The organism is Pseudomaricurvus albidus (assembly GCF_018863235.1).
Taxonomy (GTDB): domain Bacteria; phylum Pseudomonadota; class Gammaproteobacteria; order Pseudomonadales; family Cellvibrionaceae; genus Pseudomaricurvus; species Pseudomaricurvus albidus.
Window position 1 is genome coordinate 121,137 of the sequence record NZ_JAHKRS010000011.1, and the last position, 24,256, is coordinate 145,392.

Annotated in this window: 21 protein-coding genes; 7 read left to right on the forward strand and 14 right to left on the reverse strand. The window is 50.0% G+C overall.

The window, feature by feature from the left end; all coding sequences use genetic code 11:
* Positions 1-3: 3 nt before the first annotated feature.
* The 11 genes from KOI40_RS16195 to cofG form a co-directional block, all read right to left on the reverse strand.
* Positions 4-1,260, reverse strand: coding sequence for a Zn-dependent hydrolase (locus KOI40_RS16195; protein WP_216098586.1), 1,257 nt, complete (start codon positions 1,258-1,260; stop codon positions 4-6).
* A 257-nt stretch (positions 1,261-1,517) separates the two neighbouring features.
* The gene (locus KOI40_RS16200; RefSeq protein ID WP_233710334.1) at positions 1,518-3,836 is read right to left on the reverse strand and encodes a TonB-dependent receptor; all 2,319 of its coding nucleotides are present in this window, start codon (positions 3,834-3,836) and stop codon (positions 1,518-1,520) included.
* Between the two features lie 58 nt (positions 3,837-3,894).
* Positions 3,895-5,343 carry a dihydropyrimidinase gene (gene hydA, locus KOI40_RS16205; RefSeq protein WP_216098587.1) on the reverse strand — a complete coding sequence of 483 codons (1,449 nt, stop codon included), beginning with the start codon at positions 5,341-5,343 and terminating at the stop codon, positions 3,895-3,897.
* Positions 5,344-5,420: 77 nt separating this feature from the next.
* A complete protein-coding gene (locus KOI40_RS16210) occupies positions 5,421-6,365 on the reverse strand; it encodes a LysR family transcriptional regulator (protein WP_216098588.1) in 945 nt (314 codons plus the stop codon).
* Between the two features lie 39 nt (positions 6,366-6,404).
* Positions 6,405-7,409, reverse strand: a complete 1,005-nt coding sequence (locus tag KOI40_RS16215; protein ID WP_216098589.1) for a TIGR03842 family LLM class F420-dependent oxidoreductase — start codon at positions 7,407-7,409, stop codon at positions 6,405-6,407.
* Positions 7,410-7,480: 71 nt separating this feature from the next.
* A complete protein-coding gene (gene npdG / locus KOI40_RS16220; RefSeq protein WP_216098590.1) occupies positions 7,481-8,146 on the reverse strand; it encodes an NADPH-dependent F420 reductase in 666 nt (221 codons plus the stop codon).
* The gene (cofE, locus tag KOI40_RS16225) at positions 8,143-8,919 is read right to left on the reverse strand and encodes a coenzyme F420-0:L-glutamate ligase (protein ID WP_216098591.1); all 777 of its coding nucleotides are present in this window, start codon (positions 8,917-8,919) and stop codon (positions 8,143-8,145) included. Before cofE ends, npdG begins: the two co-directional genes overlap by 4 nt.
* Positions 8,916-9,533, reverse strand: a complete 618-nt coding sequence (gene cofC, locus KOI40_RS16230) for a 2-phospho-L-lactate guanylyltransferase (RefSeq protein ID WP_216098592.1) — start codon at positions 9,531-9,533, stop codon at positions 8,916-8,918. The genes cofE and cofC overlap by 4 nt, the downstream gene beginning before the upstream one ends.
* Positions 9,530-10,507, reverse strand: a complete 978-nt coding sequence (gene cofD / locus KOI40_RS16235; protein ID WP_216098593.1) for a 2-phospho-L-lactate transferase — start codon at positions 10,505-10,507, stop codon at positions 9,530-9,532. The genes cofC and cofD overlap by 4 nt, the downstream gene beginning before the upstream one ends.
* The gene (cofH, locus tag KOI40_RS16240; protein WP_216098594.1) at positions 10,508-11,710 is read right to left on the reverse strand and encodes a 5-amino-6-(D-ribitylamino)uracil--L-tyrosine 4-hydroxyphenyl transferase CofH; all 1,203 of its coding nucleotides are present in this window, start codon (positions 11,708-11,710) and stop codon (positions 10,508-10,510) included.
* A 9-nt stretch (positions 11,711-11,719) separates the two neighbouring features.
* Positions 11,720-12,838, reverse strand: a complete 1,119-nt coding sequence (gene cofG, locus KOI40_RS16245) for a 7,8-didemethyl-8-hydroxy-5-deazariboflavin synthase CofG (protein WP_216098595.1) — start codon at positions 12,836-12,838, stop codon at positions 11,720-11,722.
* 218 nt (positions 12,839-13,056) lie between these two features.
* Here cofG and upp point away from each other — a divergent pair, with 218 nt between their 5' ends.
* Positions 13,057-13,722, forward strand: coding sequence for a uracil phosphoribosyltransferase (gene upp, locus KOI40_RS16250; protein WP_439653242.1), 666 nt, complete (start codon positions 13,057-13,059; stop codon positions 13,720-13,722).
* 139 nt (positions 13,723-13,861) lie between these two features.
* A complete protein-coding gene (locus KOI40_RS16255) occupies positions 13,862-14,497 on the forward strand; it encodes a TetR/AcrR family transcriptional regulator (RefSeq protein ID WP_216098596.1) in 636 nt (211 codons plus the stop codon).
* A gap of 124 nt (positions 14,498-14,621) precedes the next feature.
* Here KOI40_RS16255 and KOI40_RS16260 read toward each other — a convergent pair whose 3' ends face one another.
* Both KOI40_RS16260 and KOI40_RS16265 read right to left on the reverse strand, forming a co-directional pair.
* A complete protein-coding gene (locus KOI40_RS16260; protein ID WP_216098597.1) occupies positions 14,622-15,044 on the reverse strand; it encodes a PI-PLC domain-containing protein in 423 nt (140 codons plus the stop codon).
* A 245-nt stretch (positions 15,045-15,289) separates the two neighbouring features.
* Complete coding sequence (locus KOI40_RS16265) at positions 15,290-18,295, reverse strand: Tn3 family transposase (RefSeq protein ID WP_216098598.1); 3,006 nt, start codon at positions 18,293-18,295, stop codon at positions 15,290-15,292.
* A 261-nt stretch (positions 18,296-18,556) separates the two neighbouring features.
* On the opposite strand from KOI40_RS16265, the gene KOI40_RS16270 reads away from it, so the two are divergent.
* From KOI40_RS16270 to KOI40_RS16290, 5 genes are all read left to right on the forward strand, one after another.
* Positions 18,557-18,853 carry an arylsulfatase regulator gene (locus KOI40_RS16270; protein WP_233710335.1) on the forward strand — a complete coding sequence of 99 codons (297 nt, stop codon included), beginning with the start codon at positions 18,557-18,559 and terminating at the stop codon, positions 18,851-18,853.
* 401 nt (positions 18,854-19,254) lie between these two features.
* Positions 19,255-19,842, forward strand: a complete 588-nt coding sequence (locus KOI40_RS16275) for a hypothetical protein (RefSeq protein ID WP_216098599.1) — start codon at positions 19,255-19,257, stop codon at positions 19,840-19,842.
* Entirely contained in the window at positions 19,842-20,504 is a 663-nt protein-coding gene (locus KOI40_RS16280; RefSeq protein WP_216098600.1) for an RES family NAD+ phosphorylase, read from the forward strand. Before KOI40_RS16275 ends, KOI40_RS16280 begins: the two co-directional genes overlap by 1 nt.
* A 328-nt stretch (positions 20,505-20,832) precedes the next feature.
* On the forward strand, positions 20,833-21,717 hold the full coding sequence (locus KOI40_RS16285) for a tyrosine-type recombinase/integrase (RefSeq protein ID WP_216098601.1): 885 nt from the start codon (positions 20,833-20,835) through the stop codon (positions 21,715-21,717).
* A 10-nt stretch (positions 21,718-21,727) separates the two neighbouring features.
* Entirely contained in the window at positions 21,728-22,903 is a 1,176-nt protein-coding gene (locus KOI40_RS16290) for an IS91 family transposase (protein WP_216098602.1), read from the forward strand.
* A 162-nt stretch (positions 22,904-23,065) separates the two neighbouring features.
* Here the strand turns inward: KOI40_RS16290 and KOI40_RS16295 are convergent, their stop codons facing one another.
* Positions 23,066-24,250: an aldehyde dehydrogenase family protein gene (locus KOI40_RS16295; RefSeq protein WP_216098603.1), complete on the reverse strand. Its 1,185-nt coding sequence runs from the start codon at positions 24,248-24,250 to the stop codon at positions 23,066-23,068.
* Positions 24,251-24,256 lie beyond the last annotated feature (6 nt).

Here is a 24,256-nt window from a genome sequence, read left to right on the forward strand (position 1 = left end):
GAATTAGTTTTTGATTGTTTTTGAATCAACCACTTCGGCTACTTCCAGCATTGCATGTAACAGTACATTACAGCCCGCTTCACATTGCTCTGGGGTAGTGAATTCAATTTCATTGTGACTGATACCATCCTTACACGGTGTAAACACCATGCCGGATGGAACAATGTCAGCCATGTAGCAAGCATCGTGCCCGGCTCCTGCGAAAATATCCATGTGGCTATAACCAAGCTTCTGGGCAGCAATTTTGACATTTTCGGAAGCGGCAAACTCTACCGGCTCGAAATACCAGAAGTGATCCACATCCACATCGACATCACGTTCAGCAGCCATTTTTTCGCAGTATTCGTTGAGCATGCGATCCATGGAAGCCAGAACCGCTGGATCCGGGTTTCTCAGATCGACGCTAAAGGTCACGGTACCGGGGATGGTATTACGGGAGTTGGGATAAACCTGCATAAAGCCAGTAGTACCCAAGCCATTAGGTTTATGGGCATGAGCGATGTTTTCAACCTGGGCGATGATGTTGGATGCTGCCGCAAGCGCGTCAGCTCGCAAGTGCATTGGAGTGGAACCCGCATGAGATTCCCGACCGGTCACTGTTACGTTATACCAGCGGATGCCCTGACCCAGGCGCACGACACCAATTTGTTTGTCTTCGTCTTCGAGAATAGGGCCCTGTTCAATATGGGCTTCAAAAAAAGCTTGAATATGGCGGCTGCCAATTTCTTCTGTGCCGAGGTAACCAATGTCTTCCAACGCCTGTTTTACGGTATAGCCGTTGACATCTTTTTTGGCCCACTCTTCTTCCAGATCAAAACGGCCGACATAAACACCGGAACCTTGCATGGCTGGCTGGAAGCGGGAACCTTCTTCGTTAGTCCATACGGATATTTCAATCGGTGCACGAGTCTGGATGTTGCCCTCGTGAAGCGTACGGAGAATTTCTACCCCGGACAGAACACCAAAAACGCCATCAAACTTTCCGCCCGTTGGCTGGGTGTCCAAATGACTACCCGTACAGACCGCGCCCAGGGAACTGTCCAAGCCTTCTCTTCTGGCGAAAATGTTGCCCATCTTGTCGACGCTGATAGTACAACCTGCGGCTTCACACCACTGACAGAATAAATCACGAGCCTGCTTGTCCAGCTCGGTCAGGGCCAGTCGATTGCAGCCACCTTTTTCAGTCGCTCCAATTTTTCCCATTTCCATCAGGCTGTTCCAAAGCCGTTCGCCATTAATCAACAATTCTTTTGTGCTCATAAACTCCACCTAAAAATGTATCGATAGTCAGGTTGTTAATGATTTTTTACCGTCAAGAACAATTTCTCACCATGAAAAACAAGATAATTTCGCACTAAATAAAGACAGAAAAAATAAATAGCACTAATATGGAGCGCGAAATTCAAAACTACAGACATAAAAAATCCCTTCCAAAATGATTTTGAAAGGGCGCAAGACTCACTGTATGTCAAGCAATAAAAGCAATGGGTTTAATACAGGAATTGATTCTCTCGTAATTAAAAATCACGCTTGACGGTAATTCCGTAGGTACGTGGTTTGGCATAGGAAATTTGTGATGTACCATAGAAGCCGGATACATCGAAACCAATGATTTCGTGGTCTGAATCAGTCAGGTTATCAACGAAACCAATGACACTCCATTTACCTTCGTTATCTCTCCAACTGACTTGTGCATCAGCTTTGAAGTGACTCTCAATTTCATGGGCTGTGTAGTTTCTGGCGTTATGGTAAGTCTCAGACTGATAGGAACCGCTGAGTTGTGCAGCGATACTGCCAGACGTCAGATCCCATGTGTATCTGACTAAGCCAGAAGCTTGCCACTCCGGTGTAAATGGCGGTGTGGTATCTTCAAAATAACCTGAAGCAACTTCCAGATCCTCAACCACGGCATCGATGTAGGAAGCACCAAACATAATGTCGAGAGCATCGGTCGGCGTCAGGTACACTTCCACTTCAGCACCGGTGAATTTTGCCTGCTCATTAAATACCACGCCGGCGTTATTGACCCAGGAGAACGATTGATAATCACTGTAGTCGTAATGGAAAACGTTGGCATTGACCCGAGCACCTCCGTCCCAGAAAGAAAGCTTGGCTCCAATTTCGTAAGCGACTAATTCTTCAGGGTCGTATTTGCCAAAGCCACCACCCAGTGGAGCATTAAAGCTACCGGCTTTAACACCGCGGTTTACACCGATGTAATAAAGACTGTCGTCAGAGGGTGAATATTCAAGCTGAACTTTGGCAGACCAAAGGTCCTGATTGTTATCATCATCATAAATTTCAGAAGGTGTAACGCTGTAGTCAACTTCTATCACCCGATCATTGGTATTGGCATTGGTCAGAACCACACCTTCCATGGATTTGTCTTCCTGCACATAACGAGCACCGGTAACCAAGGTTAAGGTGTCGGTAAGTGAATAATCCAGTTGACCAAATACGGAATAAGACTCTGTCTCCATTTCAACCACACTGTTCTGTTCAAGTCCGCCCAGATAGCCAGCCGTTGGTGATCCTCCCAAACCTTGAAGGTAATCAGTATCGATGCTCAGATAGTAAATGCCGGTCACCCACTTGGTGGATTCAGTGCTACCTGCCAGACGAAATTCCTGACTGAACTGATCAATGTCACCGTCGGATTGGAAAATAAGCTCGGGTGAGGCAGTCTGGTCTGAATCCAGACCGATGGTCCGGCTGAATGACTTATAGTCGGTCATCGAAAAGAATTCGAAACCATCAAAGTCATAGGTAAAGGTTGCAGCAAAGCCTTTGGAGCGAATTTCGTTCTGATCATCAAATGCGAAATCCTTGTTGACCTTCTCGCCAGACCCATCGGGATCTATATTGCCGTTGAAGTCACCGCCCTGGACGGGACGGTATGGATCGCCGTTGAAGTTCCCATCCACACAACTGCCGGCCTGAATCGTGTCACAACCCATGGGGTCGTCTTTGGCATAAATCACATCGATTACGTTACCGGCAGCATCTTTAACTTCGGTTGTAGTGATAAACTGGTATGGACCTTCACTTTTAATGGTCTTGGCCCAGTTGGCACTCAGTAATAAATTACCGGAATCGCCAATATCAAATTCCAGTTGTCCGCGAACGGCTTTGGTATCGTCGTTGTATCCATCATCACCGCCACCAACAGAGCCACCTCGAGTGTCGGGAGCGGCACCGTCCTGATAAATATTGTCGAGGATTTCCCCCTGCTGATTACCCATCAAGGATAATCGCCCACGGACACCATCCGCCAGAGAACCTGAAATGGCCGTTTCCAGACGATATTGATCAAAGCTGGCGTAGGTAAATTCTACATAACCTTCAGTCTCTGCGGTGGGTCTTGCAGTAATGGTGTTAACCAAGCCACCTGTTGCGTTCCGGCCGAACAGAGTCCCCTGTGGCCCCTTGAGGATTTCAACCCGTTCAATATCGAACAAACCAAATGTCTGGGCCTGAGTACTGGCGAGGTAACCACCGTCAACATAAACTGCGACGGGCGCTTCCGCCAGATCAGCGTAATCGTTTTGAACTACACCACGAATGTTGAAAATAGCTCGCTGACCACCAATGTCACCGGCCAGTGACACACCTGGTGTAAATGCAATGAGATCGGTACTGGATTCCAGCCCCAGTTGTTTCATTTGTTCACCACTAAAGGCTGTCACAGCAATACCGACATCACTGGCATTCTGTTCTCGCTTTTGAGCGGTAACGACAATCTCTTCCAGAACTGCAGCCTGAATATTTGGTACAGAAGCCATGACTGCGAGACTAAGGATGGATTTTCTTAACATACTTTTGCGCTTAGTGGTCATCGAGTTATCCCCAAGATGATGATTAGAAGTTTATGGTGCCGTAGTGATGAAGCTGTAGTTATGATGGATCTCTTTTTATCGGCTTTGGAACTCTCTGAGCGCTGTATTTTTTAAGTGCTGAATGGTCTGCGGAAAACAGTGGTCGTTTCAAATATCGACCACGGCCTCGTTCAGCCGTAATTTCACCGTCACGGAAAACCACTTCTCCCTGACTGATGGTGACTTTATTTATCCCCTGAACCTGCATGCCTTCAAAGATGTTGAAATCAACATTTTGATGGTGTGTCTCTTTGGAAATTGTGCGAGTTGCTTCTGGATCCCAAATGACCAGGTCAGCATCACTGCCGGTGCGGATGACGCCTTTGCGCGGATAAAGATTGAAGATTTTTGCTGCATTGGTTGAGGTTACGGCAACGAACTCATTTTCCGTTAACCGACCTTGATTGACTCCGTGATGCCACATCACGTGCATCCGGTCTTCAACGCCACCTGTGCCGTTGGGAATTTTGGTGAAATCGTCAATGCCATTGCGTTTTTGCGGGTCACAAAAACAGCAATGATCGGTTGCAGTGGTGTGGAGATTGCCTGCTTGCAGAGCTTTCCAAAGGTGTTCCTGGTGACCCTGTGGTCGGAATGGAGGGCTCATGACGTGCGCAGCAGCGAATGACCAGTCCGGATGGCGATAAACACTGTCATCCAGCAAGAGATGGCCCGGTAATACCTCGCCGTAAACCCGTTGACCATTGGCACGCGCTCGGGCGATGGCATCGGCAGCCTGTTGGCAAGAGGTATGCACCAGGTAAATCGGAACGTTCATCAGGTGTGCAATTTCTATCGCGCGGTTGGCAGCTTCACCTTCCACTTCCGGGGGGCGTGATAATGGGTGACCCTCGGGGCCGGTAATGCCCATATTGAGAACATCTTGCTGCAGCTGGAAAACCAATTCACCGTTCTCGGCGTGTACTGTACAAATCGCGCCAAGTTCCTGAGCGCGCTTGAATGAATTAATCAGGACTTCATCATCAGCCATGATGGCATTCTTGTAAGCCATGAAATGTTTAAAACTGTTTACGCCGTGATCTTGCGCCAGTACGGCCATGGCTTCACGGACACTTTCATCCCACCAGGTAATCGCTACATGGAAACTGTAATCGGCGACACTTTTCTCGGACTTTTCTCTCCACAATTGATAGGCTTCCAGAATATCCTGTTGTGGATTTGGAATGACAAAATCGATGATGGTTGTCGTTCCGCCTGCCAGTCCGGCACGAGTCCCGGAATAGAAGTCATCACTGGCAACGGTTCCCATAAAGGGTAATTCCATATGGGTGTGTGGATCTATACCGCCCGGCATAATCAGACAACCGTGGGCGTCTACAATCTCGACATTATCCCCAGCAGGCAAGTTTTCCCCTACTGCGGTAATCACCCCATTGTCACAAAGAACATCAGCGACAAAGGACAGGTCGTCGTTTACGACAGTTCCACCTTGAATTAACAGAGCCATAATTTAATCCAATCCATTTTAATCAACTATATTTTTTACCAGACTGCGAGTAAATCCATATTCTTCTACCTAATGTTTCATAGACAAGAAACATCTTTTAACGATGAAACCTTTAGCTGGTGAGAATTCAAGAGATGCTCGATAAATTCTGATGCTATTCGACCGGGCCTATGTGATTTTGAATAGACCACTGAAAAATTGCAGTTGTATCGAAAGTAATCGTTGTTGATACGCTGCATGATGCCGTCCTGAACAAAAGTCTTGGCGTAATGATCAGGAAGAAACCCCAGGTATTCACCAGTTTGAATAAGCAGGGCGATACCTTCTTGTTCATGGGCAATGGCGGTTCGGGGAAGTTCAAGACGTTCGAAAATCTGTTGGTTGGGCGAATTGACATCCATGGCGGCAAACTTCATCCGCTTGATGGAATCCGAAGGAATCTCTTGCTTGTTGCCGAACAGACGATGACCTCGGCCGCAATAGAGACTCATGTTTTCCTCGAACAGGGGTTCGTACTCCAGGGAGGATGTTTCCCTGTGAATCGGAACAATGCCCAGTTGATAATCTCCGGAGATAACCGAAGATTCAACGTAGTTCAGCTGCTGTGTGTGAATATCAATCCGTATGTCTGGATAATTTCTGACAAAGTTTCTCAAAGCCTGGGCTACAAAACTGTTGGGATTACCCATCACTTTGTCACAGAGTCCGATTTTTAGAACGCCCTTGAGATTTTCCTGTATATCGTTGGCAATTGATTTGAAGCGATGGATGGCCTCAAACAGTTCAATGGACGCCTGATATATCTCCTTGCCTTCGTTTGTCAGGGCAAAGCCGGCACTGCCTCGTTGACAGAGAGTGACTCCCAAACGGACTTCCAGGTCTTTAAGATGTCGGCTAATGGTTGATCTGCCGATGTTAAGATCCAGCTCTGCAGCGGAAAGACCGCCACGGGCAACCACTCTGTGAAAGATACTTAACAACTTGATTTCAGAATCACTAACGTTTCTTAAAGCTCTGGTCATCGTTACTATCCTGTATTGGAAGCCACTGTCTTAAGAGATTTAGCCATTTATGGCAGGAATTACGTGTTTCCCATATTGAGCGATGATGTTTTCCTCATCACCATTGTCGAGGTAGATATTGAATTGGGTCACACCGGATGTTTGCATTTGCTTGATTTTTTCAATGTGATCATCGGGTTGTCCGAGTACACAGAAACTGTCCACAATGTCAGGGGTAATAAAATCAAGATAGGGGTTGTCGCTCTGACCGTGTTTTGAATAATCATAACCACGACGGTTTTCGATGTAAGAGGTCAGACTTGAAGGGATGTCAGGGTTGTCTGCACCGTACTTCTCTACAATATCTGCAACGTGGTTACCCACCATAGCTGGGAACCATTTGGTTGCTTCAATACACTCTTCTTTGCTGCCGAAATAAGCAGGAGCCGCGGCCTGCACTTTAAAGTTGGACATGTCTCTGTCTATTGCAGCGCCTGCGTTAAAGCACTGTTGAGAAAACCACTTAATCAGTTCAGGCTCTCCAATTTGCAAAATGACCCCATCGCCAACTTCACCCGCTGCCTGCAGAGCTTTGGGACCATAAGCGCCAATCCATATCGGCAGCTCATATCCGGTAGCCCAGGGGAATTTGACGGGTTCGGGGCATTCGCCGTAGGAAACTTCTTCACCGCGAATCATGGCTTTAACTTTTTGGGTAAACTCCGTCATCTGAGCAATGGTCGCAGGTTTTTTGCCCATCACTCGTACTGAGCTGTCACCACGTCCCAGGCCGACATCAATTCGACCATCACTTTGTAAGGCAAGGCTGCCCCACAAGCTGGCTGCCAGTGACCAGTCCCTCGCTTTCGGGTTGGTGACGCAGGGACCAAATCTCATGGTTTTGGTGTGTTCCATACACATTGCGATTGCCGGATAGCACTCGCGCCACAAAATATGTGAGTCGTAAAACCAGCAATAGGTGAAGCCGGCAGCTTCTGCCTGGCGTACCAGATAACGCGCCCGATCAGGACTGACAAACCCTTTAAATGTAATTCCGAATTCCACGATAAAACTCCTAATGATCTGAAAATTCAGTAAATGTAAAAACTGACAATAAATTGAACGTAAGTAAGTGTTTAAGCTGCTTCAGGTGGCGCTATTTTTATTCCGACATGTTTATGCGGGAATGATTTAGAGATATTCAATCGAATTAAAATCGGGGTAATAGCTTCAATGCAGCGGGCGCTACTGGCCGGTCCAGCGTTTAACGCAGTCATGCCACAGGCCTCTAATAACTCAATCACTTTCTGGCGTGCAGCCAGTGAGTTGCCGCAGACCAGGATGTCGCAATTGATTGCTTCATCCAGTTTGGATAACTGGTGGGCAGAAACATTATGCAAGGCACCGACAACATCACAGGTGTCTCCCAGAATGGATTGAGCCTGTTCGGTGGCTGAGCCCTCAGGTGGCATATCGACGGCTTTGGGATCGCCTTCAGCCAGTGGGACAACAATATCAACAACGGTCTTGCCGGATAGTTGTTCTCGCAGTGTGGTCAATGTCGCCTCATGTGCGTTGAAGGGAACAGCAATCACAACAAGATCTGTGCTTTGTGAAACGGCCTCTTCGTTCGTTGTGCCAGAGATAAGTTGGCAAGATAATTTCTCGCACAACTCATGGGCGACATCGGAAGCACGCTGGCCATCTCGAGAACCCAACACACAGGAAAATCCGGCTTTAGCCAGCCTAAGAGCGAGACCCCGCCCCTGTGGCCCTGTACCCCCAATAATTGCGATAGTCATAAAAATAAATCCTCTTTTTGACTTCTTACTAACTCACCAATACTGCTCTGACGTACTTGCCAGTTCAGCCCTTCAAAAACGATTACGGGAGTTCGATCGGCCTTTCCCATGAGTAAACCGGAAGCGGCAGCGAGCTCATCAGCAAATGCCGGCTGGGTCACGGTCAGTGTTCTGCCCCAGGCATCGGTTTCACCGGCCTGGTTGTTAATCGGCGGCACTCCGGCGGTACCAATGGCGATGTTGACCAGCCCATTGCGCCAGGGGCGTCCAAACGTATCCGTAATCACAATGCCGGGTCTCGCGCCTATCCGCTGTTCCAGTGCCTCTGCCAGTTGTTGTGCACTGCGATCGGCATCGACGGGAAGCAGTAACAGTTGGTCTTTATCGGATAAATTACTCTCATCAATGCCAGCATTGGCACAGACAAAACCTGCGTGTGTGCGAGAGATAATAACGCCACCCTGACCATTGACGTCGGCCTCTCTGATGCGAACGATCTCGGCGCTTTCTCTGAGAATCATCTCCACCTTTCGCGGGTCTTTGGCCGTTCTTTCTGCCAATTCTCTGGCTTCATCGCTGGCTGTGATATCCGCTAAATTAACCGCGCGGTTTTCTGCTTTTGAAATGATTTTTTGAGCAATCAATAAAATCGTATGGGTTTTTACGGTGATGTGATTGCCAGACAGTGAGTCAGCAAGAATATCTCCCAGACAATCACCGGCTTGTATATCCGGAATTCCTTTAAGTGCAGTAATGGTTGCTGAAGAACTCATGAGGCCGCTTCCAAAAATTGACTGTCATTCAACATCAAAAGATCCGCAGGGCGATCAATGTCCAGAGCCAGGCTTTCAAGATTTAATCCGACAAACTGGATATCATTTTTTTGAGCATAACGTTGCAATCGAAGGTAAGAGTGTTCACCGAATATGTGGGGCGTAATATGGGGTGGGTTGGCTAGCAAGGCGTTCGTTCCACCGTCTGTCGCGGAAACTGCGACCAGACTGTTTTGTTTGCCGGTAAATTGCAGCAGCCGATCGACATCTTCGGCTTTTGGGCCGGCAATATCCGCGAAGAATATAAGTTGACTGCAGAACTTGCGTTCTACACTCCAGCGGGTTGCTTTCTCGATTGCGGCATTGAGGCCTTCACATTCGTCTTCCAGCAAGACAGTGGCTCCCAGAGCCTTTGCCCACTGTGCCGCAAGTCGGTCTGGGGTGACCACCAAAAGATGACAGCCAGGAAAATTCTCGTGGAGAAATTCTAGGTTTTTCCTGAACAGTGATTGCATTAATCTCTGTCGTGAAGCAGAGGGCAGGGCAGTACTCAACCGGGACTTTGCCAGACGAAACAATTTCACAGGAATAACGATATTGACTCGATGGATCACGCTGCCCCCTTCTGCTTGCGTGCCAATTTTTCAGTTGCTGCATAGGACAAGACTTCCTTCGCGAGCTGAATTCGACGGCTGATGTTGGGCATGAGCGTGTCAGTGACAAGGACATCAATACCCATGCGTCTGATGTCTGTCGCGTGATGTTCATCGGCATGATCAATGACAAGAGCATCAATCAGTCCATGATAGAACTCAGCGACACCCGTAACCGTAGGTGAGTAACCACAGGCGGACATGACTTCACATGCGGGGCCTTTCACCGACTGACCTGCGATGATTGGGGAAATGGCAATTCTGTGTGCAGCTGTATTTCTCAAAGCGTGTTGCACACCTTGAATACTCAGTGTCGGAGCTATACTGAGAATCGGATTGCTGGGTGATATCAGTACAGTCTCAACCGATTCCAGAGCCTTGATGCATTCTGAATTAGCCTGAGACAGGCCCTCACCGACAAATTCTACCTGCTCTACTTGTGGCTTTGTGCCATGTTCAACGAAATAGGACTCCATCGACAGAGTGCCCTGGGCAGTATGAAGTCGTGTTTGAACAGTTTGACGGCTGGGCAAAATAATATTGGCGCGAACATTGAGCTTGTCTGCAAGGTGAGAGGTTATCTCTTGTAAATCGCTTCCTTGCGCCAGCATCATGGTTCTGACAATGTGGGTGGCAAAGTCCTTGTCACCCAGTTTCATCCAGTCAGCCTGCCCTAACTTGGCAAGGCGACCCAATACGGTATAGCTATCATCTTTTAAGCCCCATCCCTGTTCCCGATTAATATCATTCGCGAGTGTGTACAGCAGGGTGTCTACATCAGGGGAGACCCACAGGCCATGAAACACATCATCATCGCCAATGTTGGGAATAATGTTGAGCTTCTCCCGGGCAATGAGGCAGTTTAAGCCTTCGGCAAATTTGGCACCGCCGGCACCGCCTGTTATCAATGTCGTAGAACCATGAAGCATCGACATTTATGCAACCTCCCACGCCGGGATTTGCTGTTCTTGCCAGTGGCTTCTCTCTTCCAATGGGCTGTGACCCAATATGCTAATCTCTGGTTTAACATCACCGTACAAGGTGGTTCTTTGGCGGGGTGTGAAACCTGCAGAGTGAATCATTCGCTGCATTTCATCCGCAGTCACTTCCTGTCCGTAAAGGGCGCCAGCTGCTCTGGAAATACTTTCGTTCATCAGTGTGCCGCCCAGGTCATTGACCCCAAAAGTTTGTGATTCCATGGCTAACTGAGGACCAAGCTTTACCCAGGACGCCTGGATATTATCAATGTATCCGTGAAACAGTATTCGAGCGACAGCGTGAATCGCAATGTGCTCACGTCGGGTCGGTCCAGGTCTTACATCATCGCTTTCCAGATACAGCGGCGAGTCATAGTGCACAAAGCCGAGAGGTACAAATTCGGTAAATCCACCGGTACGTTTCTGGATGTCACGTATTCTGATCATGTGATCTGCCCAGTGGTGTTCAGAATCCACATGTCCATACATCATGGTGGCGGTAGAAGAAAGCCCTACGTTATGGGCTGTTTCTATGATTTCCAGCCATGCCTGAGCTGACAATTTATTTTTTGTTAGACGTCGTCGAACCTGAGTGTCCAGAATTTCAGCTGCAGTGCCGGGTATAGAGCCGAGACCTGCGAGTTTTAGATCCGTTAAGAAGTCTTTGTAGCTGCTACGACTTTTTCGCGCACCATAATAAATTTCAAAAGGTGAAAACGCATGAATGTGAAGGTCGGGTAAGGCCGTTTTGATGGATCGAACAATATCCTGATAAAAATAAGGAGAGATATCAGGGTGTAATCCGCCTTGAATGCATACTTCTGTTGCGCCACGATGATGTGCTTCAACGGCTCGGGAGATTATTTCATCCAGTGACAAAAGCTCCGCTGAGGTGTCGTCTTTAGACTTACCGTAATTACAGAATCGGCAGGCCATGTAACAGACATTGGTGAAGTTAATGTTTCGGGTAACAACATAGCTGGTGGTATTGCCCTTGCTGGCCAGGCGTAGGGTGTGAGCAACATCCATGACTGCCTTGAGGTCGTCACCATCGGTCTTCAATAATGTGGTTGCATCTCGTTTACTCAATTCATCACCATTGAGTACGTGATCCAGTATTTTGGCTACGGGTTTTGATACATTAGAGAAATGAAGGTTCATAACACGTCCTTACCTAAAATTAGTGACAAGTCCACTGGCATCAGCGGTGGCAATAAGCCGATGGATAATGGATTTATCCACATACTCAGTTGTCAGATAATCGGGATACACCGTCAGTCTTTCTCTAAGCTGAAATCCCTGGCGCGAACAGTGATCAGAGAGTGTTTCAATATTTGGCCAGGCACATTCGGGGTTGATAAAATCTTGTGTTAACGGAGAAATTCCTCCCCAGTCATTAATGCCTGCTGATAGGTAGTTAGCATGGTGCTGATGTAGATTGGGAGGTGCCTGAAGGCTGATAGAAGGGTCTAAAATGAGTCTCGCTACAGCCAGTGTTTTAAGCATTTCTTTCAGATCTGGTTCTGGATAGTCGGCCATTGCAGTGCCGGGTTTGGATCTGAAATTCTGGATAATGACTTCCTGAATATGACCGTACTGAAGATGGATTTCATTGATTGCCATCAAGGCGTCGATCCGATCCTGCCAGCTTTCGCCGATGCCAATCAGTAAACCCGTGGTAAATGGAATCTGAAGTTTTCCGGTATTTTCCAGTGTCTGTAATCGTAACTTGGGAGATTTGTCCGGGCAGCGATAATGCGGGCCGCCTTTGCGCATGAGTTGCATGTTCAGGCTTTCGAGCATCATGCCCATACTGGCAGCGACGGGTTTTAATTGTTTGATTTCATCGATGCTCAAGGTGCCGGCATTAACGTGAGGCACAAGACTGGTTTCTAGCAGGGTGAATTCGCACATGTCCTGCAAGTAATCCACCATACGAACATAACCCAAACCGCTTAATATTTTTGCGGCTTTTGAATAACGTAATTCCGGTTTTTCGCCAAGACTGAACAGGGCTTCTTTACATCCCATTTGTTCGCCTTCACGTAATGTCTTTGTTACTTCGCCCAGGCTCATGATGTTGGCATCTGGATGATCTGGATGTTTTACAAAGGTGCAATATCCACACTCGTCACGACACATGTTGGTCAGCGGAATGAACACTTTTTTGGAGTAAGTGACCGTATCTCCCCAGGATGCATCCCTGATTTTTTCCGCTTCGAGCATGAGGAACTTCAGGTCGTCGTCGCCTGAAAACTCCATATCGTACCAACGCTTGTAGTCTGTCATTAGTCGCCCTTAAACGATTTGTGCACCAAAAAAATACATAATTTATAAGAAAAATTAGGTCTTGCACCAAAATAAAACCTGTCCAGTTGGTCAGGAAATTAAAGGCTATTTTAATTTTAAAATTATGGCAATAATTTTTTTAAATAACTTGACCATGAGGTCAGAATAAACATTTAATTAATCTCAGAAGAAGATATGAATAGAGCGGTTACTCAGGCGTGAATGAAACGATTCAAAGGACAAAATCTATGACGAGAAACGTGGTTGAAATAGATCACCCTCTTATTCAACACAAGCTGACAATAATGAGAGATCGTTCTACGGCTTCCGGAAAATTCAGGATGCTCTTAAAAGAAATCAGCTTGCTGATGGGTTATGAAGCAACTCGTGATTTGGCCATGACACTTAAGAATATAGAAACACCTCTGGCTGAAATGAATGCACCGACTCTGGCGGGAAAGAAGCTATGCATTTTTTCCATCTTGCGAGCTGGCGATGGTCTTCTAAATGGTTTACTTGAACTAGTCCCTTCCGCTCGGGTAGGGCACATCGGTATTTATCGAGATCCCGAAAGCTTTGAGGCGGTTGAGTATTTTTTTAAAGGGCCTCAACAGCTGGAAGATCGACTGAGTCTGGTGGTGGATCCCATGTTGGCAACGGGACACTCTGCAGTAGCAGCTATCGATCACATCAAAAGCAAGGGGGCAAAAGACATCCGGTTTATTTGCTTGCTGGCCGCACCAGAAGGATTGGAGGCCCTTCACCAGGCGCATCCTGATGTTACGGTCTTTACCGCGTCTATCGAATCAGGACTCAATGAAAAAGGCTACATACTGCCCGGAATTGGTGATGCCGGTGACAGAATTTTTGGTACATCGCGATAAAGGCATAGCGCGAATCGGAGAATGAAAGACATGGGGATTCGATTATCGCTATAAATTGGGAGTCTATACGTGGCCATGACTATGCCGAATGTGCGAAAATATCGCCAGAAATTGTTCTTAAGTGAAGATGTCCTGATTTATGCCAAATCCAAAGACCCCAAGCAAAGCCAGAAAGTCTGATATTCGCGAGGCCAATACCCGCCAGATTATCGCTGCAGCTGAAGCGTTATTCGCAGAAAAAGGCTTCAACGGGACTTCAACTCAGGAAATTGCTGATAAGGCAGGCCTGCCAAAAGCCAATGTGCATTATTACTTTAAAACCAAGCAGGACCTGTATGCGGTACTGCTGAAAGATATTCTTGATGCCTGGATGCAGGACGCCAGGTTTTTTCAAATTTCGGACGAACCTGAAGAGGTACTTCGGCAATATATCCAGGCCAAGATGGAACACTCTTTTTCTCGCCCGAAGGGCTCTAAAGTCTGGGCGATGGAAATTATTCAGGGTGGGCCAATCTTAGGTAAAGAGATCAAAAAGGCATTGGTGACCTGGGATGAAACAGTGACTCAAAAAATCCAGTCCTGGATTGATCGTGGTAAAATATATCCTGTGCAACCACAGAGTCTTCTGAATATGATCTGGTCCTCGACACAATATTATGCAGATTATGATTATCAGGTTAAGGCGCTCAATGGTAACAAGCAATTAAGTGCGGCCCAAAAAAAGCAAGCTGTTGAGGATGTTACCCGTCTGATTCTTAACGGTATTCTCAAGTAATTATTGCTGTAGCTTTGCTGGGCAGCAGAGGGAGATGTTTCTTCCGACTGCATTTATGGGATAACCTCCATTGGTTAATCTGATGGTCGCACTCTGATTCCACAGAATGCGACCACCGACAGGACTATTTAAGGTTCATACAATTGGCGTAGTAGCTGGTAGTAGCGGGCCAATCAGAAAACACACCAATCACGCCCACATCTTTAGCAAGCACATCCAGAACGTTCATGGTGTCGCCGTCGTTGTTGATCGAACTGGCTACCGTCTGGTGATACCAGCCGCCGCCATTTTTCAAGGGGCCATCACGTTCCAGTGTCCAGGTAATGATGTCGAGTCCAGCACTTTTGGCGGCTTTGGCGTAAGTGGAAGGTACCATCTCACCCGCAGGATCCAGTTCCAGTAACATCCAGATCGGTGGGGCAATAATTTTTACTCCTGCGGTAACCAGTTCTCCCATGGTGGGCTCCCAGGTTGCTGGGTTGGTGTGGTCAAACCCGGCAATACCGTAGCGGCCATCCAGAAACACGGCTTGTTGGGGGTTGGCCATCAACGGTACGGAAACCTTAGTTAAGGGAAAAATACCCCTTTAATATCAATTGATTACAGTGATTCAGTATATTTGTTGATCAGGGCGGTATGGGCAGGGAAATGACCCAGCGGTGGCGTAGCTTGCATGCTTGTAGTGAAAGGGCAGGCGCTGAGCTATTGGCGTAAGCCTACTTATTGTCCTTCATCAATTCAAGCTCGGAAAGGAGATGAGGTGCCTGACACCGTTGCATCCGGTTTAATTACTCAGGGAAATTCGTCATCTTCAGTTACTCGAATGGGTCTCAATCCCCCCGCTTCAACATTAGGGTCGATGTCAAATGAGTACCGGCCAAGTACATGAAGATGCTCTTGACCTAAAGGCGACAATTGGGCGACATCCTCGCGGTTTATTTTGTGGCCATTGGCTTTCAGATATTGCAGTACGGCCTCAATATACAAGGTATTCCATAACACCACGATATTGAGCACCAAACCCAGTGCCCCTAATTGATCTTCTTGCCCCTCCTTGTAAGGGCGACGCAGTTCCCCTCGTCGGCCGTAGAAGATGGTTCTCGCCAATGTATGGCGACTCTCGCCCCGATTAAGCTGGCTAAGAATGATGCGACGGTACTTCTTATCACGTAGATAACGAAGGCCATGTATCGTTTTATTGGCCTTGCCAACTTCGGCGATGGCTTTGGCCAGCGCTGAAGGTCGCTTCGAGCTCAGTAGCGTCTTTATGAGTTCCACGGCACCAATCTTTCCGGTTCTGAGCGAACCCGCGATGCGTAGCATATCCTCCCAGTGGTTGGAAATACGTTCTTGCTTCATGTAATTTTTGGAGTGGGCATTCATCACGCCGTAGTCAACTTCTTTGTCAAACCGCCAAAACCGCATTGAACCGATATCCGCTATGCGAGGACTGAATTGGTAACCTAACAGCCAAAAAAGCCCAAAAACGATGTCACTGGTACCGGCCGTATCTGTCATCACTTCCTTCGGATCCAGAGCCGTTTGTTGCTCTAGCAAACCTGCAAGCAAATAGATTGAGTCTCTTTCCGTCCCGGGTATCAGGAGCCCGTGAAATCCCGCGTATTGATCGGTCAGAAAATTGTAGTAGGTCACACCGGGTTTGGAGTGAAAGTACTTTTTATTGTAACGCGTGTAGGCCGTATGAGAGGGGGCAATAAATCGCAACCCATCCGCTGAAGCTATCTCGCCGCCACCCCACAGTCTTACTAACGGCAGATCAGCGTGGTATTCGACAAGAACAGCATTGGCTTTGGCAATTGTTTCTGCGCGGAGATAGTTCTTTTTCACCCATGTTAGTCGACGGCGACTCAACGCAGGGTGACCTGGCTTTATCAGAGGTTCTATTCCTATATTACAGGCCTCTGCGAGTAAGACAGCACAGATACTGATGGGCAGATCAGAGACACGGCTACTTTCTTCGCTGATATGAAAAAACTCATCGGCAAAACCTGTCTGGCAGTGGATTTCCAGCAGAATCTCAGGCAAGTCAACATAAGGCATCAACGCCTTGACTCGTTCCCTTAAAAGCTCCAGGCTTTCTCGTTCATCCTGCTTTTCAAGGGGTGTCAGAATAATATGCGGTTTACTATTTTTGGTCTCAAATCTGACGCTCGGATTTTCAGGTAAATTCGCTAGGAAATCCAGATAGCTTTGATTGACGGTGTCGACAAGTTCCTGGACTTTGGGCGCAGGGTCTTCACTGAGGTTGAGCGCACGGCAAATACTGGGCTTAAGCTGTTGCCATTCGTGTCCCCGGAGTAAGCGCAATCTTGGATTCCCCCACCGCTCGCTTGGTTTTACGTATATTTCACGCCTTTGCAAGTTGTCTCGAAATAACTTTGTAAGGTAAACACAGTAAGCGCTTTTATCAACCTCGCCCTCCTTGACAATGTGCTTCTTCCAGTTTTTGGAAATCAAAGATAGCACTGGTTTAAACGATGACTTTGTCGAATCATTGCCCTCAAAACCATGTTCCACCAGCTGCTTGATTGCGTTAAGAACCGGGGTTCCATCATTAGTGCTGTGAAAATCTATCGCCTGCATAAGCCTGGGTAAAAATCGTTTTATGCGGTTGTATTGCGCTATCCACTCTGTTTGATATTGATCACCTCTCGGACGCGCCAAGGATCTCACCGTTTCAATCGCTGCACCGATTTTCTTGCTAGATACAAGGCTGAATGCCTTACCCCTCAAATCATGGGCCTCAACACCACCATCTAAAAGCACATCGCAAGCCTGGGCGAGTAACAACGCCGCCTCATCCAGGTCTTTCAATGTTCTCAAGCGGTGTTTTTGCGCCTGAAGTCTTGCTTGTCTTTGAATATCCGCAATGAAGGCCTCGAAGAGATCGAGGCTATCGTCAATCAGCTTCACTTCCATGTATTGCGCAAAAGCCACCAGAAAGGCGGGTCGCTGGGCCGCGGTCATCCTTCTGATATTGATCGCATGCGCTTTCATCGTACGTTTAGCGAGGTTCAGGACGCGATTACTTGGCAAGCTGGACAGGTCAATCGAATTTACAGCCAACTCCCTTACCATCGACAGCCGTTGAAGAACTGCCAGAATCGATGTGCTGTTGACGTTGTCCACAGGGGAGCGAAGATAGTCTAACACGCTGGTGTGCTCTGTCGGCCCTGGTACGGTCAGTGAGTCGAGGTTGTTGCGATCCTTATCACTGAGCAAATTGTTGATTTTGTTGACCATGCGGGAAAAGGCTCGCTGGCGCACTGTGGAAATCAGTCGGCTGAGTGTGGTGACGCCAGGTAGAATGGTCTTTGCTGCCACCAATTGGCGCGTGGCCATATCAAATAAAATGCTGGGTCTTTCGTCTCCGACCCACGCTCGAGCATAAAGCCAGCGAAGGAGGCGAAAATTGGATGAGGGGTCGCTAAACTCGGTGTAACCGTAGATCTCCTTTATCTGTCGGAGATGTTCTTGCTTCGCTGCTTTTGTGTAATGATGTCGGGCTGAAATGTCCTTGATTTGCAGTTGAGAAGCCACATAATGGACGGCCCTTAATGGAATCACATTCAAGTTATTAACGTTGGTACCGAGAAAACGCAGTGTACACAGTTGCAATGCATAGCCCAATTGATTAGCTTTTTTGCGACGCTGTTGAATAATTTCAAGATCATTATCGTCGAGGAAAAAGTAGTGAGCCAACTGCGTCTTCGACGGGGAGCCGTTATATTTACCGTAGGATTTCTTCTGGTCTTTGGTGAGGAATTCGACAGGCATGCTGTGATCAGTAACCCATAAGTCTAATTTTTGTATTGAGGAGCATAATCGTCTAAGGCTTTTTGTTTGTGTTCAGATAATGAGCGACAAATGATGCTCTGCCACACAAGGAGTTGCAGCTTATTGACAATCTGAGGATTCACGATAAGAATAAAAAGCCACGCAACGCTAAACGATATCATGCGCAATGGCAATGTCCTGGTTAGGCGGCTGGCAATATTAAACAGGTTGATCCGATTTGTGTAACACTGGCTACTCACCATGACGAGGAGACTGGAACTGACAATGGAGCAACTCACGGCGGAACAACGGCATTTGGCCAAGCTCATCGACGAGCACGTGTGTAAGTTTCCGGAGACCGACTCGGGTAACGAACAACTGTTGACAACGGTTTATGATTACATGGCGGCCTTTAAAATCATCATGGACAGTGCCACTCGCCTGCAAATGGATTACCTGAGTCAGCAGTATCCAGGCTTCCATCGATTTGGAAAACTTCTCGAATCGATTGCACAAGGTATATCAACAGGTGCTATTGAAGTCCCGCGAGACCATTGATCGTGATGTCGGTAAACCCTTCACAGGGAGCTGACCAAACCTGGTTGTTTATTGATCTGCCAGGGAGGTGAGGCTACCGTCTGCAGTTCAGGGATCAGTGGTGCTTCGTCTAGGATGTCTATCAACTGAACCGCTAGTGTCGGCTCCGGGCCCACGGTATTGCCGCTTCGAGACCGCTAAATGCCGTCTGCCGGGTATCGCAGAGGTGGATTGGGGTATCAGCGCGATACGCGCTGTGTGTCTTTGCTCAGTCCGGGTTGCACACCGGTGATCCTGAGCCTCCGGCGTACAGTCTTGAGTTAATATTCAATATTTGGCTTTTGTCTCCCCCCATGCGGTTGCAGTGCTGTCGCATTTGGCCTATTATTAACTATGACTAACATACGAAGAGGGCGTTAATCATGCTGGCGGAACAGGACCTGCGTACTCTCCAGGATGCGGGCATCAACAATATTGAAACGCTTGCCTCCGCGGCGGCGGCTTTCCTGCGTGCACACCCGATTTACACGGTGCCGCTGATGCCCAATGCCCTGTCAGAGCAAGAAGAGACCTTTTTACGCCAAGGCGGCGCCATCGGGGTAGGGGGCGCCAATAAAGACGCTGCCTCAGCGAATGTGACCATTATCGCTGGGGAATACGCCCAGATGGTGGCTACCGCCCATAGCCAGCAGGAAGTGGCCACCCGCCTGAGCGTGAGCACCAGCCGTATTCGACAACGGCTTGATAGTGGTTCGCTCTATGCTATCGATGGCCCCTCAGGTCGGGTCTGCCCCCAATTTCAATTTGCTGATGGTAGCACTCTACCCGGTCTGGAATCCGTGCTTGAGGTGATCAGCAGAGAGGCGCACCCGGTGGCCGTACAGCGTTTCTTTCTGACAGTCAGTCCGGATCTCGAATCGGATACGCTGGGGCGGGCCCTCAGCCCGCGGGACTGGTTGCTGACTGGACATTCGCCGGAGTCAGTGAAACTGTTGGCTAGGGAGCTTTGATGCCCCCACATAGTTCTAAAGCTAAGTTCCCCGAGCCGCCGGGTATCGAGGCATTGCGCGAAATTCCCGTAGAAACCCAAACGCTGGCGGCTGGCACTACGGTCGCCCGCCTTTTTTTCGCCGCTGGAGATTATCCCAGCACATGGGATGCCTTTAGGCACTACGGTCCTTCCGCCAGTCGTTTTGACCATCACTTGCCAGATGATGATGGGCTTCCCCAGGTACAAGAGAGGGGCGTTATGTACCTGGCTGCCGGCAGCGAATCCATCCCGACCTGCCTGGCAGAAGTGTTTCAGGCAACACGCATTATTGACCGCTATTCACGCGACCCCATCCTCGCGGGCTTTGAACTGAGGGGCTCATTGACGCTGCTGAGTCTTCGCGGCACCTTTGCGACAGCCATTGGCGCCTCCACGGCCATTCACTCAGGACAAAGGCCCCGGGCGAGACGCTGGGCGCAGCAACTCTATTTGGCCTATCCGAAAGTAGACGGCATTCTCTACTGCTCATCCATGTATGGCAATGAACCCGCGATCGCGCTTTTTGAGCGCGGTCAGCGCGCGATTCCCAAGCGGCCGATCTTCCATCGTGAACTGAAAGATCCTGTCATGGCCAATATCCTCACAGAGACAGCGAAAAAAATTCGATACGAATTGATTTAAGGCGGCATGATGCCTGGCAGGGTAGGCCTTATTCTTCAGCTATGGTTTAGTCACCGGACATTTTGGCGAGCGAGAAACCAGCAATGACTCTCGTTGAGCAATGACCGCTAAAGCGGGATTTGCGGAATTCTCAAATCAAAGAGCGTGACTATTTTCATTGCTGCGGTCAACTTCAGAGAACAGCCAATGAACTAAACCGCTCGCGCGGTAATAAGCGCCACGTCCTGTGACCGCGCACACACATCACATGACATCGATTACAGGAAGGGGCTGTCCTGTGCTGAGCTTAAGGGTGACGTAATCCAACGCTCAACACAGGAGCAACCCCATGAGACAGTCTACCAAACCCCTCAGCCCTTTGCGTCAACGCATGATTGACGACATGTGCCTGCGCAAGCTCAACCCCCGTACCCAGACCAACTACCTGCGTGCGGTCCAGCAGTTCGCCGATTACTTGGGGCGCTCACCCCATACGGCGAGCGCCGATGACCTGCGCGGCTACCAGTTGCACCTGGTCGAACGGGGCACCTCGAGTGCGAGCATCAACGCGGCGATCACCGGGCTGCGCTTTTTCTTCGGCGTCAGCCTCGGGCGCGGCGAACTAACCGACAAGCTGGCCAAGGTATCCACACCGCGGACCCTGCCCACGGTGCTGAGTGCCGACGAAGTCGCGCGCCTGCTCGCGGCCGCTGCCAATGCCAAGTATCAGGCCGCGCTGTCGGTGGCCTACGGGGCGGGCTTACGGGCCAGCGAGGTATTGCACCTGAAGGTCAACGACATCGACAGCCAGCGCATGATCCTGCACGTCGAGCAGGGCAAGGGCGCCAAGGACCGCAACGCGATGCTGTCGCCGGCGTTGCTGGCGATCCTGCGCGACTGGTGGCGTATCGCCCACGCCCGGCATTGGATGCTCGACGGCGGCTGGTTGTTCCCGGGGCAAAACCCGATCAACCCGCTCACGACCCGACAGCTCAATCGCGCCTGTCACGCCGCGGCCAGCGCTGCGGGCATCGAGAAGCGGGTGTCGCTGCACACGTTGCGTCACAGTTTTGCCACCCACCTGTTGGAGCAGGGGGTCGACATTCGCGTGATCCAGGTGGCGCTGGGGCACAAGAAGCTCGAGACCACCGCGCTCTATGCGCAGGTGGCCACGCACACCCTGCGCGAGACCCCGAGTCCCCTGGATGCGTTGACACTGGCACCTCTGCACTAGCGGTTTCGCGATGACACGCCCAGGCCTTGAGGTGGCGGATATTTTCCGCCACCGAGGCGCGGTGTGGCGCGCGCAACAGGCCGGCCACCTGAGTCTCGGGCAGTGCAAAGTCATGGCAGCGATCGAACGTTGCCGCAGCGCCGCGCTCGGCGGCCATGCCTTGCGTTGTACGGACTGCGATTACACGCAGATTGCCTATAACTCGTGTCGCAATCGCCACTGCCCGAAGTGTCAGGCACCCGCCGCGCGGCGTTGGCTCGACGCGCGACAGGCCGAGCTGCTGCCCGTGCCTTACTACCATCTGGTGTTTACGCTGCCGGCATCGCTCAGCCGACTGGCCTATCAGAACAAGGCCGTGATGTACGCCCTGCTGTTCAAGGCTGCCGCCGAGACGGTGCTCACGATTGGTCGCGACCCTAAGCATCTCGGTGCACGGCTCGGCCTCACTCTGGTGCTGCACACCTGGGGCTCGGCGTTGACCCATCACCCGCATGTACACGGCATCGCCCCCGGCGGGGGGGTGGCCGCTGACGGCACGCAGTGGGTCGCCTGCAAGCCCGGCTTCTTTTTGCCGGTGCGGGTGCTCTCGCGGTTGTTTCGTCGGCTGTATCTGGAGAAGTTACGTGCTGCGCACGCCGCCGGCACACTCGCGTTCTTCGGTGAGCTGCGCCCCCTCGCCGAGCCCGACGCCTTCGCCGAGTGGTGCCAACCGCTGCGCGAGCAGGAGTGGGTGGTCTATGCCAAGCGACCCTTTGCCGGCCCCGAGGCGGTCTTGGCCTACCTCTCGCGCTACACCCACCGGGTGGCGATCGCCAACAGCCGGCTGCTGGCCTACGACGGGGACCGTGTCACGTTCCGCTGGAAAGACTATCGGTGTAAAGGCCGTACGCGCTACAAGACCCTGACACTTGAGGCCGACGAGTTTATCCGGCGGTTTTTACAGCATGTGCTACCGCACGGCTTTCACCGTATCCGCCATTACGGGTTATTTGCCAACACGGTGCGCGCACAGACAGTGCCATGCGCGCGCGCACTGCTGCATCAGCCGCCGACCGAGGAGACTGGCGCGCAGGCGAGCGCACCACGGCCCACGTTTATCTGCCCCGTGTGCGGTGGCCCTTTGGTGATCTTCGACGTGTTGCTCGCTGACCACGCACCTCGCGCTCCACCGCAGGCCCTTGAGTGATGAAAGTTTTCGTTGTCCAAACGAGCCGCTGTGACTATCGCCCATTGTTGATAGCTGGTGTCGCGCGTGCCAACGATTTTGTTTACAACCATGGGGGGCTAACCAGATGGTGTTTTTACTGCCAAAGGTTCATGCGATCAGAACCGAGTAACGCGAAAAGGGCTAACGCCAGTTTGTGTCTGTACGACTCGGCTGTGTCGAGCTCACAATCGCTTGTTCAAATCCCCATAGCCAATCCCTCGACAATAGCGGAGCCCGAATCCCGCGGTTTCCTTCCCTGGGCGTTATAAAACGCCTGCCCGTTAGCAAATGAAAAGTAGCGGACGTGTGACTGTGTAGGGCAGGCATCATATAACGCTTAACAAGATCTGTCGTCGGGTCCATGCCGTTGCCCACAACTTTGTCAGAGGCATAGGCGACAAAGTCCTCGAGGAAGCCATTATAGATGCTGTCGTGGACGTAAAGCCGCTTGATCGCAATGCACCACTGACCCGAGTTGCCAAACGCCGCGTCGAAAAGAATTGGGATCAGCGGCTTGTAATCGGTATCGGCCATAACGATTGCCGGATCGTTGCCGCCGAGCTCCAAGGTGACGCGCTTCAGGTTGCAGCTTGAGGACGCCATAACTTTCTTGCCAGTCGCGGTCGAGCCGGTGAATGATATTTTGTTTACGTCGGAATGCTCTGTGATCCAGACGCCTTGTTCGTTGCCGCCGGAGACGATGTTCAGTACCCCTTCTGGCAGTATTTTCTGTGCAATTTCACCAAACCGCAGCGAACCCAGCGGGGTGTAGGGTGAAGGTTTCATTACCATTGTATTGCCGGTAATTAGGCAAGGTGCGATTTTCCACAACCCCAGGAGAATCGGAAAGTTCCATGGGGTAATGGCACCCACGACGCCCAAAGGCGTGTGTGCCACTTTGACGATATGTTCCGGAGTGTCTTCGATCACTTCATCTTCAAGCTTGCGCTTGGCCACTTCGCGCACCCAGTAGATGGCACCGTCTACTTCTGATGCCGCCATGGAGTGGCGAGGCTTACCCTGCTCGGTGGTTAGCAGTGTGATGAGCTCCTCCCTGTGCGCATCCAGGGCGTCTGCGTAGGCGGTGATATATTGGCATCGTTCTTCCCAGCTCAGTGCTGCCCATTTTGGCTGTGCCTCTTTGGCGCTAGCAATGGCGGCTTCAACTTGTTCTCGTGTGGCTTCCGGCGCATTGGCCACAACTTCGCCTGTCGCCGGGTTGAAAACTTCAAAGGTCTGATCGGCGCCCACTAGTTGGCCGCCGATGCTCATGGTGTAGGGGCCTTTGAAGTCGACTGAGGTGTTGACATTGGCTTTAATATTCATGGATTT

What these genes read in the sequence shown, in the direction of transcription:
- KOI40_RS16195 (WP_216098586.1), bottom strand. Translation starts at nt 1,260, where the DNA reads ATGAGCACAAAAGAATTGTTGATTAATGGCGAACGGCTTTGGAACAGC.
- KOI40_RS16260 (WP_216098597.1), bottom strand. Translation starts at nt 15,044, where the DNA reads ATGGCCAACCCCCAACAAGCCGTGTTTCTGGATGGCCGCTACGGTATT.
- cofE (WP_216098591.1), bottom strand. Translation starts at nt 8,919, where the DNA reads ATGAGTTCTTCAGCAACCATTACTGCACTTAAAGGAATTCCGGATATA.
- npdG (WP_216098590.1), bottom strand. Translation starts at nt 8,146, where the DNA reads ATGACTATCGCAATTATTGGGGGTACAGGGCCACAGGGGCGGGGTCTC.
- KOI40_RS16275 (WP_216098599.1), top strand. Translation starts at nt 19,255, where the DNA reads ATGCTGGCGGAACAGGACCTGCGTACTCTCCAGGATGCGGGCATCAAC.
- KOI40_RS16290 (WP_216098602.1), top strand. Translation starts at nt 21,728, where the DNA reads ATGACACGCCCAGGCCTTGAGGTGGCGGATATTTTCCGCCACCGAGGC.
- KOI40_RS16265 (WP_216098598.1), bottom strand. Translation starts at nt 18,295, where the DNA reads ATGCCTGTCGAATTCCTCACCAAAGACCAGAAGAAATCCTACGGTAAA.
- cofH (WP_216098594.1), bottom strand. Translation starts at nt 11,710, where the DNA reads ATGAACCTTCATTTCTCTAATGTATCAAAACCCGTAGCCAAAATACTG.
- KOI40_RS16285 (WP_216098601.1), top strand. Translation starts at nt 20,833, where the DNA reads ATGAGACAGTCTACCAAACCCCTCAGCCCTTTGCGTCAACGCATGATT.
- KOI40_RS16270 (WP_233710335.1), top strand. Translation starts at nt 18,557, where the DNA reads ATGACGAGGAGACTGGAACTGACAATGGAGCAACTCACGGCGGAACAA.
- cofG (WP_216098595.1), bottom strand. Translation starts at nt 12,838, where the DNA reads ATGACAGACTACAAGCGTTGGTACGATATGGAGTTTTCAGGCGACGAC.
- cofD (WP_216098593.1), bottom strand. Translation starts at nt 10,507, where the DNA reads ATGTCGATGCTTCATGGTTCTACGACATTGATAACAGGCGGTGCCGGC.
- KOI40_RS16295 (WP_216098603.1), bottom strand. Translation starts at nt 24,250, where the DNA reads ATGAATATTAAAGCCAATGTCAACACCTCAGTCGACTTCAAAGGCCCC.
- KOI40_RS16210 (WP_216098588.1), bottom strand. Translation starts at nt 6,365, where the DNA reads ATGACCAGAGCTTTAAGAAACGTTAGTGATTCTGAAATCAAGTTGTTA.
- KOI40_RS16200 (WP_233710334.1), bottom strand. Translation starts at nt 3,836, where the DNA reads ATGACCACTAAGCGCAAAAGTATGTTAAGAAAATCCATCCTTAGTCTC.
- hydA (WP_216098587.1), bottom strand. Translation starts at nt 5,343, where the DNA reads ATGGCTCTGTTAATTCAAGGTGGAACTGTCGTAAACGACGACCTGTCC.
- KOI40_RS16255 (WP_216098596.1), top strand. Translation starts at nt 13,862, where the DNA reads ATGCCAAATCCAAAGACCCCAAGCAAAGCCAGAAAGTCTGATATTCGC.
- KOI40_RS16280 (WP_216098600.1), top strand. Translation starts at nt 19,842, where the DNA reads ATGCCCCCACATAGTTCTAAAGCTAAGTTCCCCGAGCCGCCGGGTATC.